Origin of the sequence: Pseudomonas sp. FP2254 (assembly GCF_030687695.1) — a bacterium.
GTDB classification, from domain to species: Bacteria; Pseudomonadota; Gammaproteobacteria; order Pseudomonadales; family Pseudomonadaceae; genus Aquipseudomonas; species Aquipseudomonas quebecensis.
Window position 1 is genome coordinate 5,570,514 of sequence record NZ_CP117444.1, and the last position, 15,651, is coordinate 5,586,164.

General features: G+C 61.7%; 18 protein-coding genes. 8 read left to right on the forward strand and 10 right to left on the reverse strand.

Annotated features, from left to right (window positions below):
• Positions 1-249: 249 nt before the first annotated feature.
• Positions 250-735 (forward strand): acyl-CoA thioesterase, encoded by a 486-nt coding sequence (locus PSH94_RS25705; RefSeq protein WP_181077622.1) that lies wholly within the window; start codon positions 250-252, stop codon positions 733-735.
• Between the two features lie 65 nt (positions 736-800).
• Here the strand turns inward: PSH94_RS25705 and pdxY are convergent, their stop codons facing one another.
• A complete protein-coding gene (pdxY, locus tag PSH94_RS25710) occupies positions 801-1,673 on the reverse strand; it encodes a pyridoxal kinase PdxY (protein ID WP_181077620.1) in 873 nt (290 codons plus the stop codon).
• Between the two features lie 117 nt (positions 1,674-1,790).
• Between pdxY and PSH94_RS25715 the strand changes: the two genes are divergently transcribed.
• Positions 1,791-2,186: a DUF3301 domain-containing protein gene (locus PSH94_RS25715; protein ID WP_181077619.1), complete on the forward strand. Its 396-nt coding sequence runs from the start codon at positions 1,791-1,793 to the stop codon at positions 2,184-2,186.
• Here PSH94_RS25715 and PSH94_RS25720 read toward each other — a convergent pair.
• The 3 genes from PSH94_RS25720 to zigA are packed head-to-tail and all read right to left on the reverse strand — an operon-like array spanning position 2,180 to position 5,039.
• On the reverse strand, positions 2,180-3,142 hold the full coding sequence (locus tag PSH94_RS25720; RefSeq protein WP_305436015.1) for a GTP-binding protein: 963 nt from the start codon (positions 3,140-3,142) through the stop codon (positions 2,180-2,182). The genes PSH94_RS25715 and PSH94_RS25720 overlap by 7 nt on opposite strands.
• A gap of 44 nt (positions 3,143-3,186) precedes the next feature.
• Positions 3,187-3,831 (reverse strand): DUF1826 domain-containing protein, encoded by a 645-nt coding sequence (locus PSH94_RS25725; protein ID WP_305436016.1) that lies wholly within the window; start codon positions 3,829-3,831, stop codon positions 3,187-3,189.
• Entirely contained in the window at positions 3,831-5,039 is a 1,209-nt protein-coding gene (zigA, locus tag PSH94_RS25730) for a zinc metallochaperone GTPase ZigA (protein WP_305436017.1), read from the reverse strand. The genes PSH94_RS25725 and zigA overlap by 1 nt, the downstream gene beginning before the upstream one ends.
• 136 nt (positions 5,040-5,175) lie before the next feature.
• Between zigA and PSH94_RS25735 the strand changes: the two genes are divergently transcribed.
• A complete protein-coding gene (locus PSH94_RS25735) occupies positions 5,176-5,544 on the forward strand; it encodes a glutamine synthetase (RefSeq protein ID WP_181077612.1) in 369 nt (122 codons plus the stop codon).
• Here the strand turns inward: PSH94_RS25735 and PSH94_RS25740 are convergent.
• Positions 5,541-6,752 (reverse strand): N-acetylmuramoyl-L-alanine amidase, encoded by a 1,212-nt coding sequence (locus PSH94_RS25740; protein WP_266245164.1) that lies wholly within the window; start codon positions 6,750-6,752, stop codon positions 5,541-5,543. The two genes, PSH94_RS25735 and PSH94_RS25740, sit on opposite strands and share 4 nt — an antisense overlap.
• Before the next feature lie 128 nt (positions 6,753-6,880).
• Between PSH94_RS25740 and folE2 the strand changes: the two genes are divergently transcribed.
• From folE2 to PSH94_RS25760, 4 genes are read left to right on the forward strand one after another with little or no spacing between them, the layout of a single operon-like run.
• Complete coding sequence (gene folE2, locus PSH94_RS25745) at positions 6,881-7,771, forward strand: GTP cyclohydrolase FolE2 (RefSeq protein ID WP_305436018.1); 891 nt, start codon at positions 6,881-6,883, stop codon at positions 7,769-7,771.
• On the forward strand, positions 7,768-8,436 hold the full coding sequence (locus PSH94_RS25750; protein ID WP_305436019.1) for a metal ABC transporter ATP-binding protein: 669 nt from the start codon (positions 7,768-7,770) through the stop codon (positions 8,434-8,436). The genes folE2 and PSH94_RS25750 overlap by 4 nt, the downstream gene beginning before the upstream one ends.
• Positions 8,436-9,302 (forward strand): metal ABC transporter permease, encoded by an 867-nt coding sequence (locus tag PSH94_RS25755; protein ID WP_169867651.1) that lies wholly within the window; start codon positions 8,436-8,438, stop codon positions 9,300-9,302. Before PSH94_RS25750 ends, PSH94_RS25755 begins: the two co-directional genes overlap by 1 nt.
• An 11-nt stretch (positions 9,303-9,313) precedes the next feature.
• Complete coding sequence (locus tag PSH94_RS25760) at positions 9,314-10,192, forward strand: metal ABC transporter substrate-binding protein (protein ID WP_305436020.1); 879 nt, start codon at positions 9,314-9,316, stop codon at positions 10,190-10,192.
• A gap of 13 nt (positions 10,193-10,205) precedes the next feature.
• Here PSH94_RS25760 and PSH94_RS25765 read toward each other — a convergent pair whose 3' ends face one another.
• On the reverse strand, positions 10,206-10,727 hold the full coding sequence (locus PSH94_RS25765) for a DUF3617 domain-containing protein (RefSeq protein ID WP_181077602.1): 522 nt from the start codon (positions 10,725-10,727) through the stop codon (positions 10,206-10,208).
• A gap of 131 nt (positions 10,728-10,858) precedes the next feature.
• Between PSH94_RS25765 and cls the strand changes: the two genes are divergently transcribed.
• Complete coding sequence (gene cls, locus PSH94_RS25770; protein WP_305436021.1) at positions 10,859-12,298, forward strand: cardiolipin synthase; 1,440 nt, start codon at positions 10,859-10,861, stop codon at positions 12,296-12,298.
• Positions 12,299-12,359: 61 nt separating this feature from the next.
• Here cls and cfaB read toward each other — a convergent pair whose 3' ends face one another.
• From cfaB to PSH94_RS25790, 4 genes are all read right to left on the reverse strand, one after another.
• A complete protein-coding gene (gene cfaB / locus PSH94_RS25775; RefSeq protein ID WP_181077598.1) occupies positions 12,360-13,544 on the reverse strand; it encodes a C17 cyclopropane fatty acid synthase CfaB in 1,185 nt (394 codons plus the stop codon).
• Positions 13,545-13,630: 86 nt separating this feature from the next.
• Positions 13,631-14,419: a DNA-binding domain-containing protein gene (locus tag PSH94_RS25780; protein ID WP_305436022.1), complete on the reverse strand. Its 789-nt coding sequence runs from the start codon at positions 14,417-14,419 to the stop codon at positions 13,631-13,633.
• A complete protein-coding gene (locus tag PSH94_RS25785; protein WP_305436023.1) occupies positions 14,410-15,255 on the reverse strand; it encodes a DUF692 domain-containing protein in 846 nt (281 codons plus the stop codon). The genes PSH94_RS25780 and PSH94_RS25785 overlap by 10 nt, the downstream gene beginning before the upstream one ends.
• Before the next feature lie 65 nt (positions 15,256-15,320).
• Positions 15,321-15,572 carry a hypothetical protein gene (locus tag PSH94_RS25790; protein ID WP_181077593.1) on the reverse strand — a complete coding sequence of 84 codons (252 nt, stop codon included), beginning with the start codon at positions 15,570-15,572 and terminating at the stop codon, positions 15,321-15,323.
• Positions 15,573-15,651: the final 79 nt, after the last annotated feature.

The following is a 15,651-nucleotide window of genomic DNA, read 5'->3' on the forward strand; positions in this document are numbered from 1 at the left end:
CCCACTTCAGCTCGCACCCTTAAAAGGCTGAAGGAAAAATCTACCTAAAACGTAAGAAATGCCCTTAGAAAGGCTTTTGAAGGTTAACACCGCGACTTCCGGCGAAAAGCCGGTGCAATATATGGAAACAGATCGGCCCACGCGTGACGGCAAGCCGCCCACCGGCGTCCCGTTAGGGCTAGCGCAGTAAAGAGTTCAGCACCCGCAGAGGTGCTTTCCCCACCAATGCCTATAACCCGTGAGTGAGCTATGGAACCCGGAAACGCCCAGCTGTCGATGACGGTCTTGATGACCCCTGATATGGCCAACTTCTCAGGCAATGTCCACGGCGGCACCTTGCTCAAGTACCTCGACGAAGTGGCCTACGCCTGCGCGAGCCGTTATGCCGGGCGCTATGTAGTGACGTTGTCGGTGGACCAGGTGATTTTTCGCGAGCCGATCCATGTCGGCGAGCTGGTGACCTTTCTCGCGTCGGTCAACTACACCGGCAATACCTCGATGGAAGTGGGCATCAAAGTGGTGACCGAGAACATTCGCGAGCGCTCGGTGCGGCATACCAACAGTTGCTTCTTTACCATGGTGGCGGTGGACGACCAGCGCAAACCGGCTGCCGTCCCGCCGTTGCAACCGCATAACAGCGAAGGCAAGCGCCGCTTCGTGCAGGCCCAGCAACGTCGGCAGATCCGCCAGGAGCTGGAAAAGCGCTATCAGGAAATCAAGGCCGACGCACCGTAAGTCCGAGGCCGTAAACCCATTCACCCTGTGGGAGTGGGCTTGCTCCCACAGTGCGCCCGGTGTGCTTACAGAGTGATGGGTGTCGCTTCGAAGCGAACGCGAGGATGGGCAATGCGGTCCTGGGCGCGCACCAGTTCCAGTTCATAACTGGCGCAGGCCTGGGTCTCGAGCAGCACTTCGTGCACCGCGGCGGCGGTGAATTCAAAAGCCGCCAGCAAGCTGTCACCCAACAGCACACGCGCCAGGAACAGTCCCGACGTCAGGTCGCCCACCCCCACCGGCTGACGAGGGAAGGCCAGCAACGGCCGGCGCAGGTGCCAACTGGCGTCGGCGGTCACCAACAGCATCTCGAAACCATCCGGCAGCTTGCCCGGGTAATCCAAATGCTTGACCAATACGGCCTTGGGCCCACGCGCCAGCAACGCCTTGGCCATGGCGAGGCAATCGAACAGCGAGCGCGGCTTGCGACCGGCGAAGCTGTCCAGTTCCAACTGGTTGGGGCACAGGAAGTCGGCCATCGCGGCAGCTTCGTCGAGCAGAAAATCGCTGACTTCCTGAGGCACGATGCAGCCTTTTTCCGGGTGCCCCATCACCGGGTCGCACAGGTAAAGAGCCTTGGGGTTGATCGCCTTGATGCGCGCCACGCCGCTGAGAATCGCCCGCCCCTGGTCCGCGCTGCCCAGGTAACCGGACAAAATGGCATCACAGTTACCCAGTTCACCGATGGCCGCAATGCCTTCCACCAACGCAGGAATTTGCTGCGGCGCCAACACTTCTCCCGTCCACTGTCCATACTGGGTGTGGTTGGAGAACTGCACCGTGTTGAGCGGCCAGACGTTCACCCCGACCCGCTGCATGGGGAACACGGCGGCGCTGTTTCCGGCGTGGCCAAAGACCACATGAGACTGGATCGCAAGCAGATGAGGGGTGCGTTTCATGCAGGGGGTTTCCGTAAAGCCATTTGGATTCTGGCCGCGCAGTATGCGACTAAACGCAGCCTGTACGACAGACCGGCGACGCAGTTAAGCTGCTCTCACTTTGTTGGAGTTCATCGCATGCTGACCCTGGGAAACATGTTCGTGTTGATGCTGCTGGCGACCGGTGCCGCCTGGGTGTGGCACAACCACGGCTTGCGCGAGCGCGCGCTGGAGCGGGTCAAGCAGCATTGCGCCAAGCTCGACGTCGAGCTGCTGGACGGCGCGGTGGCGCTCAAACGTATCGGTTTTGTAAAGGATGCCAATGGGCGGCGGCGCTTGGCGCGGGTCTACAATTTCGAGTTCACCGTGACCGGCGAGACCCGCCACCCCGGCACCATCACCCAGTTCGGCGCCCATAGCGCGCAGATCGAACTGGCGCCCTACCCGTTCGAGATCAAGACCCCCTTGCCCAGCGCCGAGATCATTGAGCTGAGCCAGTGGCGCCAGGACCACAGCACCAAGAACCGTCAGTAACGGCAGGCCGCCAATCCGGCCTGCAATGCCGCCACGTCCTGTGGCGTGCTGAAGATCAATTCCAGACGAGAATCACGGCGCCATTCACTGGCCTGCCACGCAAGCGCGCTGTTATCCAACGCATTGGCGCTGACCCAACCGTCACGGCTGTGGATAACCAGCTTGGCGCGCCGCCAGACGAGGTCTGCCAGCCACGCCGCCACGCGTTGAGTGTCGAATTGCTGGCTCGGATGCCAACGCCACCCCACACTCCAGTTGCCCTCCTGGGCCTGGCTCAAACAGATCGGCACGGTGGGATCGCGCCAGATCGCCGGCAGTTGGGCCAAGCCCTGGGGTTGGTCAACGTTATCCACAGCCACACCCGCGTGCTGATCCAACCCCGGTAGCCGAGCCAATGGCAGACGCGCCTGGTGGGTCCAGTAACGCGGGCAATCGGGTAGCCGCGCTTCAACCGCCTGGCGCTGCGCCGCGTCCAGACCTTCATCCTTGTTCAACACCAGCAGCCCGGCACCGGCCAGCGCTTCCTGTTGCGCCGCGGGCAGGGGTCTGCCCGCCGCCAAAGCCTGGGCATCCAGGACCAACACGCAGGGTTGCACCGTCAGCACGCCCTGCCAAGGTGGCTCACGCAACTGCTTGAGCACCTGCGCCGGATGGCCCAGCCCCGACGGTTCGATAAACAAACGATGCGGCTGGGCCTTACGTAACAGACGGCCCAGGCCTACCTGGAACGGCGCACCGTTCACACAGCACAAACAACCACCGGCGACCTCGCCCAGGGCAATGCCGTCGTCATCCTGGCTCAGCAGCGCGGCGTCCAGACCGATCTGGCCGAATTCGTTGATCAACACAGCCCAGCGCTCGCCTGGCGGGCGTTGGGCAAGCAGGTGCTTGATCAGGCTGGTCTTGCCGGCGCCCAATGGCCCGGCTATCACGTGAGTGGGAATGTTCTGCAGCATGGAAGGCTTCATTCAGGCCATGGAGATCGCTTGATCCTACGCGCTTATGCCAGCCAATCCAGCGTCAGAATCAAGCGGCGCTCACCGGCCTTCAATGCGGGCGAGCGATGAATCAGGCCGTGACCTTCGTTACCGTGCCACTTGCTGCCTTTGAGCAGGGCCACCTCGCCGCAGTGGATCTGCTCAATGCGCGCGGTGGGCTCGGCGGCGGGTTGACCCAATCGGCGGCGGTCCATGACGCCTTCACGCAACCATTGGCTGCCAATCCCCGCATAGGTAGTGATCAGCCGCACCGGTACATGGTCGACGTGAAACCTTGGGCACATGGCTTTATCCAACAACCGCAGGCGCACCCCGATGCGTTGGGCACCGAGCAGGCAGGCAAAGGCGCTGACCAGCCATGACACATCGGCGATGAACCCTTCGTAGCCTTCAAGATCACGGCAATTGGCCGCCAGCCCCTGCAAGTTCGGCACCGCCTCCTCACTGCCGAGTTCCACCACCAACGAATCGGCCACGGGCTCGTTGAGCGCCACCAGCAAGGCGCCGAATTCGGCGATATGCAGCGGCAATTGGCGCTGCCACAGGGCCAGGTTCACCCCGTCTTCAAGGATGTCGGACAGTGCCAACGGGGTTTCGCCGCGAGTCTGGCGAATCAATGGGCGCAAGGGCGTCAATGCAGACAGCATCAGGCGGCGACCTCCTCATACCAGGGGCCAAAAGGGTCGGCCAGCAAGCGCCATCCCTCGACACCCAGGGCCATTTCGTCATCGGTGAGCAAGCACGCATCCAACTCGGCGCGCAGTCGGGCAAAGTCGATGTGCTGCCCGATAAACACCAGTTCCTGACGGCAATCGCCGCTGCCCGGCTGCCAATTGCCCATGATTGCCGCAACGCTTTGCTCGTCCTGCGGCCATTGATTTTTCGGCACGAAATGCCACCAGCGCCCGGCGAAGCCATGGCGCATCAAGCCACCGGCCTGGGACCAGCTGCCTGCATCCTGGTGTTTGCTGGCCAGCCAGAAAAAGCCCTTGGAACGCAGCAATTTCCCGTTGACCCACGGGCGATCGATAAAGTCGTAGAAACGCTGCGGATGAAACGGGCGCCGCGCACGATAAGCGGTGGACGCGATGCCGTACTCTTGGGTTTCCGGTACATGCTCGCCGCGCAATTGCTGCAACCAGCCGGGTGCCTGGGCGGCGCGTTCGAAGTCGAAGCGCCCGGTATTGAGGATCTGCTCCAGCGGCACCTCACCCATCACCATCGGGATGATCCTGGCCTGAGCGTTGAGGCGTTCAAGGATCGCCATCAGTTCCTCGCGCTCGTGCCGGCTGATCAGGTCGATCTTGCTGATCAGGATCACGTCGGCGAATTCGACCTGCTCAATCAGCAGGTCGGTGATCGAACGTTCGTCCTCGTCACCCAGCGTCTCACCGCGCGAGGCCAGGCTTTCGGCGGCCTGGTAGTCGAGCAGGAAGTTGATGCCGTCGACCACGGTGACCATGGTGTCCAGCCGCGCGATATCGGCCAGGCTTTGCTGGTTTTCATCGCGAAAAGTGAAGGTTTCGGCCACCGGCAGCGGCTCGGAAATACCCGTGGATTCGATCAGCAGGTAATCGAAGCGCCCGTCCCTGGCGAGTTTGGTGACCTCCTCGAGCAAATCTTCACGCAAGGTGCAACAAATGCAGCCGTTGCTCATCTCCACCAGTTTTTCTTCGGCGCGGTTGAGCGTGACGTCGCGCTGCACTTCGCTGCCGTCGATGTTGATTTCGCTCATGTCGTTGACGATCACTGCCACACGCAAGTTGTCGCGATTGCGCAGGACGTAGTTAAGCAGCGTACTTTTACCGGCGCCGAGAAAGCCGGACAGCACGGTAACGGGGAGACGATTGGGCATCAGGTCATTCTCATCAGGGCGCCCGTTCGAATCGGGCTGTTGTTAATGTTATAGTATAACAACACAAATAAGCCAACCCTCTTGCTCGTCCTGATGAAGACAGCAATGCTGGCGTCTGCCGATATCGAGATTCCTTATGAACTACTTGCTCTGCGGCCTCCTGCTGATCTTCGCGAGCCAGGCCAATGCCCAAGCGCCGACCTTGCTGGCCAATTGCACACGCAGCGCCAACCTGCTCGCCTGCGTAGACCCGTTGGGCAACGCCTACAGCGTGGCAACGGCCGGCAGTACCACATATCTGCGCGGCTTCGAGGTGATCGGGAAGCGCTACTGGGCGCAGACCAACAGCCGCTACGGGCAACTGACGTTCTTTACCGGGCTGGCGTCGGACGGTGAGGCGTGGGTCGGTTACACACGCCGGGTGGGTTGGACGACGGTCAATCGGTTTTCCAGCTCCGGCGGCGCCGGCGCTACTTTTACCTGCAGCCGCCTCACGGGTTGCTAGACGCGGGCGTTTTTCTGTTCCTGCATCCAGGCCATATAACTGTTTATCGGCGGGTTCTTCTGGAAGTAATTTTTCAGGCCCTCGAATAGCCCGTCAGCCACAGCCTGCTGATGACGTGCGTTCACCAATCGTTGCGCGTCCTGAGCGTTGGAAATAAAGCCGGTCTCTACCAGGATCGACGGTACGTCTGGAGACTTGAGCACTGCGAACCCAGCCTGTTCCACGCGTTTCTGATGCAGCGACGTGATGCTCTGCAGGCTGCCCAGTACCGAACTGCCCAATTGCAGGCTGGAAGCGATGGTGGCGTTCATCGACATATCGAGAATCACCCCGGCCAGCATCGGGTCCTTGTCCTTGAGATTGAGCAGCGTGGTGGCGCCCAGCAGGTCCGCGCCGTTTTCACGCTGGGCCATAAACCGCGCCGTGGCGGAGGTGGCGCCGCCTTCGGACAACGCGTACACCGAAGCGCCTGACGCAGTCAGCCGTGGCGCAGCATCGGCATGCACCGAGATGAACATATCCGCTTTGTGTCGACGGGCGATATCTACGCGCTTGCGCAGCGGCACGAAGAAGTCGTCGTTGCGCACCAGCTTCACGTCAAAGCCCTTTTCGCGCTTCAAGCGCTTGGCCAGCTGTTGGGCGATGGACAAAACCACGTCTTTTTCGCGCTGACCCTTGGAGCCGATGGCGCCGGGGTCCTTGCCGCCGTGGCCGGGGTCGACCACTACGATGATGTCGCGCTTGGGATGGGCTTTGTCCACCGGCGCCACCCAGGGCGCCGGTTCAGCCGCGATTTGACGGGGCGCCTGGGTGGCGCGGGTCAGGTCCAGCACCAGACGGTGCCCTTGGCCGTCCTGGGGCGGCAGTACAAAACTGTTGAGCTGCATGGGCGCCGCCAGGTCCAGCACGATGCGTGTGTCGTTCCGGCCGAAATGCCCTGAGCGAATCGAGGTGATGCCGCTGTTTTGCAGCGCCAACTGCGAGAAGTCCCCACTGAGCCCGGCGCCGCTCAGGTCGATGATCAAACGCTCCGGCGCGGTCAGCGAGAAGGTCTTGTACTGCACCGGGCCGCTGAGGTCGAACACCAGCCGTAGCTTGTCGTCTGAACGCCACAAGCGCGCGTTGCGGATCTGCGTGGCGTGGACCGTGAACGGCAGGACGAAAAGTGGGCTGGCCAGGAGCAGGTTGAGAAGCTGACGTCTGTGCATGACAAGTACCGCGAATAGAGGAGCGTCCCTGCTCGACATGGCTGAACAAAGGCTGGCGTACAAATTTCATCGTCGATGAGATTGTTATACTATAACATGTCTAATTATTTCCAACGATGGACCCGCTTATGAACGCGCTGACTCTGCCGGACATTGCCGCGCAGGCTTCACGCCAAGCCTTGCCACTCGACTGGGTCGGCATGTGCGGCATTGCCCTGCCCATCCTTCTTGATAACCAGCGCCTGAGCGCCACAGCCGACGCCGGCGTCAGCCTGGACGATGGCACCGCACGCGGCATCCATATGTCACGTCTGTATCTGGCTTTGGAGATGCTTGACCAGCAGCCGCTTACGCCTGCACTTCTGCGCACTGTACTGCAGCGTTTTCTCGACAGTCATGAAGGTTTATCTAAGAACGCTTATCTGCGCCTCAACGCCGATCTGCTGCTCAAACGCCCGGCGTTGGTCAGCCCATTGGCGGGTTGGAAGAGCTATCCCGTCAGCATTGAAGCGCAGCTGAAAAACCAGATGTTCCACGTGGAACTAAAAATTGACGTGGCGTACTCCTCAACCTGCCCTTGCTCGGCTGCGCTCGCCAGGCAGTTGATTCAACAGCAATTTGTAGATGACTTCGCCAACAGGTCCTTGCAGCATGCAGAGGTGCTGACATGGCTAGGCAGCGCCAACGGCATTGTCGCCACGCCCCATAGCCAGCGCAGTAGCGCGCAGTTACACGTGCACCTGCAAGGTGAACAGCTGCCGCTGCTGGAGCTGATCAACACGGTTGAAGCCGCCCTCGGCACTGCCGTGCAAACCGCAGTGAAACGCGCCGACGAGCAAGCCTTCGCCCTCGCCAACGGTCAGAACCTGATGTTCTGCGAAGACGCCGCTCGCCGCGTAAACCTCGCCTTGAAACGCTCGGACGCAATCAACGCCTTTCACCTCAAAGTGATCCACGCCGAAAGCCTGCACGCGCACGATGCCGTGGCTGAAAGCCGCTGGACGAGACACTCTGCATGATCACCTGCACCGCTTTACGCTGGGGCGCTCCCGGCCAACCGCTGACGCCACCTGTAGATTTCAACCTGGAAAAAGGCAGCCTCACCGGCGTGATCGGTGCCAATGGCACCGGCAAAAGCAGCCTGCTCAAGGTGATTGCCGGCCTGCAAAGGCCGCTGGCCGGTAAAGTCAGCGTGGAGGCACCACGACGCGGAGGCCTGGCGTTCCTACCGCAGCAACAGCACCTGGACCGCCAGTTTCCCATCAGCCTGCAGGAACTGGTCGCCGCCGGTTTCTGGGGCGTGCAACTCAGCCCGCAACGGCGCAGCCAGCGCCTGCAAGCCGTGCTTGAAGACTGGTGCCTCAGCGGCCTGGAACAGCGCCCGTTAATGGCCTTGTCCGGCGGCCAGTTGCAGCGCGCGTTGTTGGCCCGCATGAGCTTGTCGGAGTCGCCGGTGCTGCTGCTCGACGAACCCCACGCCGCTCTTGATGAAGAGGGCCAGGCGCTGTGCTGGAAACACATCCACGCCTGGCACGCGTCGGGCCGCACCTTGGTGGTGGTCTGCCATGACCTGGCATCCGTGCGCCATCACACTCAAAACGTGTTGCAGATCAAAAGCACCGGCTGCTTGTTGGGCCCGAGCAAAGAGCTCATCCGACCCCAGCCCCAGATGCAGGTGGCTTGATGCACTTCGCCGCCCACTTGTGGATGCCCTTCCTCGACTTCGTGTTTATGCGCCGCGCACTGATTGGCGGGCTGGTGCTGGCGTGCAGCACCGCGCCGCTGGGCGTATTCCTGATTCTGCGGCGCATGAGCCTGATCGGCGACGCCGTGGCCCACGGCATCCTGCCCGGCGCCGCCCTGGGGTTCTGGTTCGCCGGTTTGAGCCTGCCGGCGCTGACCCTCGGCGGGCTCGGTGCCGGCCTGGGCATGGCCGGGCTGTCGGCGTGGATCACCCGCCGCACTGGCCTGCGCGAGGACGCCAGCCTCGCCGCCATCTACCCCATTTCCCTCGCCGCCGGGGTGCTGATCCTCGGCATCGCCGGTAAACGCCTGGACCTGTTGCACCTGCTGTTCGGCTCCGCCCTGGCCGTGGATGAAACCACCCTCACCGGTATGTTGTGGGTGTCCGGGTTCAGCCTGATCGCCATGGCGCTGATCTACAAACCGCTGCTGCTGGACACCCTCGACCCATTGTTCCTGCAAACCGTCAGCCGCCTCGGTCCCTTGGCTCATGGGCTGTTTTTGACCCTGGTGGTGCTGAACCTGGTGATCGGTTTCCAAGCCATCGGCGCGCTGATGGTGGTGGGGTTGATGATGCTGCCGGCCATCGCGTCACGGTTCTGGAGCCGACGCCTGCCGGTGTTGATCGCGGTATCGGCAGTGCTGGGATGCCTGTCGGTGTGGCTTGGCTTATTGCTGTCGTTCTACTACTCGCTGCCCAGCGGCCCTGCAATCGTGCTGGTGGCGGGTGCCGGGTACTTGTTGTCTGTGGTCTTCGGTCCGGTGCACGGTTTGCTGCGCCGCCCGCCCTTGCTGTCATCCCAATGAGGTGTTTGCCGATGCGCGCTCTACTCGTGCTGTTCAGTTTGTTGCTACCGCTGTCGATGGCCCAGGCCGCCGACAAACTCCAAGTCGTCACCAGTTTCAGTATTCTCGATGACATCACCCACCAGATCGGTGGCGACCACATCCAGATCAGCAACATGGTCGGCCCCGATGCCGATGCCCATACCTACGAGCCCACCCCGGACGATGCCAAGGCGCTGCTTAAAGCCAGGCTGATCATCAAGAACGGCCTGGGCTTCGAGCCGTGGCTGGACCGCCTGGTGGCGAGTACCGAAACCCGGGCCACCGTGGTCACCGCCAGCAAAGGCGTGATCTCTCACACCATGGAAGAGGACGGCGAAACCATCCCCGACCCGCACGCCTGGCACAACCTGGCCAACGCCGAAATCTATGTGAACAACATCACCAAGGCCCTGATAGCGGCCGACCCGGCAAACCAAGCCGATTACCAGCGCAACAGCCAAGCCTATCTGAAACAAATCTACCGCCTGCTGGCCGAAGCCAAAACCAGGTTCGGCGCCCTGCCGCCGGGCAATCGCCGCATCGTCACTTCCCATGATGCCTTCGGTTACCTGGGCCAGGCCTATGGCATTCAGTTCCTCGCCCCCCAAGGTTTGTCCACCGAGCGGGAGCCTTCGGCAGCCGAAGTCGCCGCGCTGATTACGCAGATTCGCAAGGACAAGGTCAAAGCGGTGTTTATGGAGAACATCAAGGACGCGCGTCTGCTCAAGCAGATCGCCGACGAAAGCGGCGCGCAGATCGGCGGGACGCTGTACTCCGACGCCCTCGCCGCCGAAGGCCCGGCCAGTACCTTTATCGGTCTGTTCGAATACAACCTCAACACCCTGTGCGACACGTTGGGCAAGCCATGATCCGCAAGCCCCTTCAGGCGCGCGGCTTGACGGTACCGCAGTTGTTGCCCAGCCACTGGGCATGACTGTCCAGACTGCCCTTCTGCTGCACGCCCGTGGCGTTGAAGGTGCCGTTGACGGTGGTGGTGAATTCTTTCTGGCTCTGGAAAGTCGCCACGCCCGTGCCCTGGGCCTTCGGGCAACTGAAGCGGAATTTCCACTGGTTGCCGGTCTTGTCGGTCACTTCCTGGCGGCAGCCCGACTGCGGGTCGGTCAAGGGGATCGAATCGGACGCCACCTGCGCCGGGGTCAGGCATACCTGCACGCCTTTACCGGCCATGGTAATGCCCTGTTTTTCCAGCATGGCGCGCTGCTCCGGGGTCATCTGTTGCTTGAGCTGGCCGAGGATCAGCGACAGGTCCGGCAACTCCTGGTTATCGACTTTCATATTGCTGGTGGTCACTTCCCACAAGCCCGGCGCCAGCATCTGGGCCTGCGCCGCCAGGGGCAACGACAAACCAACAACCATGGTCATACACAGCAGACGAGCATTCATCGGGTAACTCCTGGGTAAAGGTGGAGCGTTAGACGCCGCAAAACAGCCAGTGTTGCACGGCAAATAAAATAGCGACATTCGTGACCGAACATGGTCTGTTAGGCACTGGATTGCCTGGAGTAACGTCGTCCATGGATTTTTTTGGCCCGCACCTGCTGGCGTACTTTATCGCCACCCTGCACTTCTTCGGCACCCTCGCCGCGATCCATGCGGTGCTGACCGTGCGGACCGCCCAAGGCTCCATCGCCTGGGCCTTGTCACTGATGTTTATGCCGTACCTGACCCTGATCCCTTACCTGATTTTCGGCCGCAGCACCTTCGATGCGTATATCCAGGCGCGCCGCCAGGCCAACCAGGAAATGCACAGCGCCATCGCCGCGCTCAATTGGCGCCCGTGGGTCGAAGAGGCCCTGGCCGCACGCCACTCCAGTGCCTACGCCTCGTTGCGCGCCATGCCCAAGCTGGGCCGCATGCCGTGCCTGGCCAACAACCAAGTGCAGTTGCTGGTCAATGGCGAGGCCACCTTCAGCGCGATCTTCGAAGCCATTCGCACCGCCAGAACGGCCGTGCTGTTCCAGTTTTTCATCATTCATGACGACGAACTCGGCCGGCAATTACACGCGCTATTGAAGGAGAAAGCCGCACAGGGCGTGGCCATTCACGTGCTGTACGACCGCATCGGCAGTCACGGCCTGCCCCATCACTACGTGCAATCACTGCGTGACGCGGGTGTACAGATCAAAGCCTTCGCCACCCGCAGCGGTTGGCTCAACCGCTTCCAGGTCAACTTCCGTAACCATCGCAAGATCGTGGTGGTGGACGGCATCACGGGGTTTGTCGGTGGGCACAACGTGGGGGACGAATACCTGGGCAAGAAGCCGCCGCTGGCACCGTGGCGCGACACCCATGTGCAAGTGACCGGTCCGGTAGTGGCGTGCCTGCAGGAGTCATTTGCCGAAGACTGGTTCTGGGCTGCACGGGAACTGCCGCCGCTGATCCTGCCGGACGCCTACCCCGAAGACGGCGTGCTTTGTCAGCTGCTGGCCAGCGGGCCGGCCGACGCGTATGAAACCTGCTCGCTGTTCTTCGTCGAAGCGATTCACGCCGCCGCCGAACGCGTGTGGATCACCAGCCCGTATTTCATTCCCGATGAAGCGGTGTTCGCTGCCCTGCGTCTGGCGGTGTTGCGCGGCGTCGATGTGCGCCTGCTGCTGCCATCGCGCCCCGACCATCGCATCGTCTACGCCGCCTCCAGCCTGTACGCGATCGAAGCCGTGCGCGCCGGCGTGCGAGTGTTCCGCTACACCCCCGGCTTTCTGCATCAGAAAGTGGTGCTGGTGGACGGCGAAATCAGCGCCATCGGCAGTGCGAACATGGACAACCGTTCGTTCCGCCTGAATTTTGAAGTGATGCTGCTGACGGTCGACGAAGCCTTCGCCCAGCAGGTGGAGCACATGTTGCTCAACGACTTCGCCCAAGCCCATGAGGTCAGCCAGGAAGAAAGCCTCGAAACCCGCCGGTTGCAACACTTGGGGATGCGCATTGCGCGCTTGATCTCACCGATTCTCTAACAGCCAACACGGTAGAAAAACTGTGGGAGGGGCTCGCCCCCTCCCACATCTGCCCCCTGGTTCAGCGGTAGATATCTTCCCGCGTCCACGGCAGTTCATGGCTGCCGTCGGCATGAGGTTTGACCGCCAGGATCTGGTGCAGGTTGATCCAGCCCCGCGCGAACGCATAGGCACAGCCCGCCAGGTACAGCCGCCAGATGCGCAATGCCTGCTCCGGCACCATCCTGGACGCCGCATCCAGGTTGTCTTCAAGGCGCTCGCTCCAGTGGTCCAGCGTGCGCGCGTAATGCAGGCGCAGGCTTTCAACGTCGACCACCTCCAGCCCCACTTCACTGAGCTCGGCGGTCATCATTGCCAGGTGCGGCAGTTCGCCATTGGGAAACACGTAGCGCTCGATAAACTCACCCGCACCACGCCCAACCGGGCGGCCGTCGGTATGTTTGGCCGTGATGCCGTGGTTCATCACCAGGCCACCTTCGCGCACAGCACCGAACAAGGTCTTGCAGTACTGCGCCAGGTTGGCGTGGCCGACGTGTTCGAACATGCCTACGCTGACCACTTTGTCGAAGCGGCCATCCTGGGGCAGGTCGCGGTAGTCGAGCAGTTGCAGGTCGATCTGATCCTGCAGGCCCTCGGCCTCGACCCGCTCCCTGGCCAGTTGCAGTTGCTCCTTGCTCAACGTAATGCCGAACACCTTGACCCCGAACTCCCGCGCCGCGTAACGCGCCAGTCCGCCCCAGCCGCAACCGACATCCAGCAGGTACTCGCCCGGCTGTAACCGCAGCTTGCGGCACAGGTGGCGGAATTTGTCCTGCTGGGCCTGGTCGATGGATTCGCTGCCGGTTTCGAAATAACCGCAGGAGTACGCCATGTCCTGATCCAGCCACAGCTGGTAGAAGGCATTGGACAGGTCGTAATGGTAGGAAATGGCCGCCGCGTCCGTGGCCTTGTCGTGAATCGAGCGCACCGGACGACTGCCTTCGTCGTCATCCACCAGCGCGTGACTTAACTCGTCGCACACCCGGATCACTTCGGTGATGGAGCCCTCAAGCTCCAATTTGCCCACCACAAAGGCTTCGCCCAAGGTGTCGAGCGTGGGATGGGAAAGCTGAGGCACGACCGTGGGGTCCTTGACCACGATGGTGACGCTGGGCTCGGGGCCCAAGTTGAATTCATGGCCATCCCAGAGTCGAAGACGCAGCGGCAGCTGAAGATTCTGTAAGGCCGGTGGAAGTTGCGCGAGCATGAGTAGTCCCCCCTTGTTTCAGACGTCTGCTGTGAGGGTAGACCATCCCAAGACGAGTAGGAGGCTATCGATTCCATCGAGCACGACTATGGGTCTCGACGCTGCAGCAACCCTTCCTGGACCCACTGTTTCAGCCACGTAACAGCCTGCAGCGGGGCACCCTCTGCATAAGTGACTTCCAGTTCGGCGCACAGTTCGCCAAAGCACCAACCGGTCGTCACCATGCCGGCCAGGGCGCAGGCTTGCGCAACATCCAGGCTGCGATAGCGGCATACCTGTTCGTGGCGCCAGACCAGGCAAATCTGCGCAGGGTCCATGGCCTGGCTGCCGGGGAAAGTCGTCTCGTCCTTGCTGGCGCGCCAGATTGCCACCGAGTTGAAATGGCACAACAGCTGTTGCACAGACGGAACCAGCTCCACGCGCAAGCCAGACCAAGCCTCAGGCGCCAGCCCGGCCAACTCCGCGAGGCTCAGCGGTTCGCCCTCAGGCGCATCGAACGCCAGGGTAAAGGCCCACTCCAACCGCGCCAGTTCGGCCAGTGGCGCGCTGTGCTGCGGCACCAGGTGCTCCAGGATAAACGCGGCGAACCGCGCGCCGAGCCAACGCAGGCTGTAATGCGCGGACGGGTAGCGGCGCACATAGGCGTCGGCCAGTGCGGCGAATTCGTCATCCCCCAGCCAGTAACGAATGGCGCTGAAGTCATGCCGCAGCACTTCCTGCAACCGAGCACGGTAGGCGTTGTGATAAATCGCCAGGCCCGTATCCACATCCAGGGTCGGCCCGCCGCGCAACGTGGCGGCAAACCCAGGCTCAAGCGCCGGGTTATCAGCCAGCAGGTGCTGCTCGAACGCCAACTGCCAATCGATCAGGCGCATAGGGCTCTCCTGGCCAGGGCCGATGCTCCCAGCTCACGGGCCTTATCCAACTCGTCGAGCAACTCATGAAAGGGTGGGAAACGGTCATCGCGTTCCAGTAACGTCGATACCGGCCCGATGTGTTCCAGCGTCTGTTGATACAGCGCCCACACGGGGTCGCACACCGGATGATCATGGGTATCGACCACATAGTCGCCATAGTCCAGGTGCCCGGCCAAATGCAGTTGGCGAATGCTCTGCGGCGGCAGGTTGCGGATGAAGGTCCAGGCGTCGAAACCATGATTACGCGCACTGACGTAAACGTTGTTCACGTCCAGCAATAACTGGCACCCCGACAAATGGGCCAGGGCGTTGAGGAATTCCCATTCGGTGAACTCGTCCGACCGGGCGCGCACGTAACTGGAGACATTTTCCAGCACCAGCGGCCGTTGCAGAATGTCCTGCACCTGACGAACGCGGCCAGCCACGTGGTAAAGGCTTTCTTCGGTGTAGGGTAAAGGCAGCAGGTCATGCAACTGGTGCGCGTCGCCGCGGCTCCAGCACAGGTGATCGGACACCCACGCCGGCTGGATGCGCTCGGCGAGCTGTTTAATCTGCTTCAGGTAATCGAGATCGAGGGCATGAGGCCCGCCGATCGACAGCGATACGCCGTGCATCACTACTGGGTAGCGCTCGGCAATCGCGTCCAGGTAATACAAGGCTTTGCCGCCCTGGACCAGGTAATTTTCGGAAATCACTTCGAACCAATCCACCGCAGGCGATTGCTCAAGGATCTGTTCGTAATATTCGTTGCGTAACCCCAGGCCGTAGCCCAGGAAAGGAAGCGAGGTGGCCATCGTGGACTCCAGGAAAAGTGTCCGCAGCGGTCGCAAAACACGCTGCGGTAACACCCGGCTTGCGCTTATTCGCCGACTTTGCCGCCAGCCTTATCGCATTCAGCCTTGGTCATGGTCTTGAAACCGTGGCCCTTGCAGACAGCCTGGCCCTTGCAGGCGTTTTCCGCAGTCTTGCAGTCGTTCATGCCTTTGCAGGCAGTGACGCCGTAGCAATGAACCGGCGCGTCAGCCGCTTGTGCCTGGGTGGCAACACCGGCAAACAGGGAAGCGGCAGCGATAGCCAGGGCAGCACCGGAAACGGCTTGTTTGATATTCATGGGGTCATCCTCATTGTTCAGTCGTGGCGTCGGCCGGGCGGAGTGCTCGGTCCTGACACGCCACTAGAGTGAGGCTCCC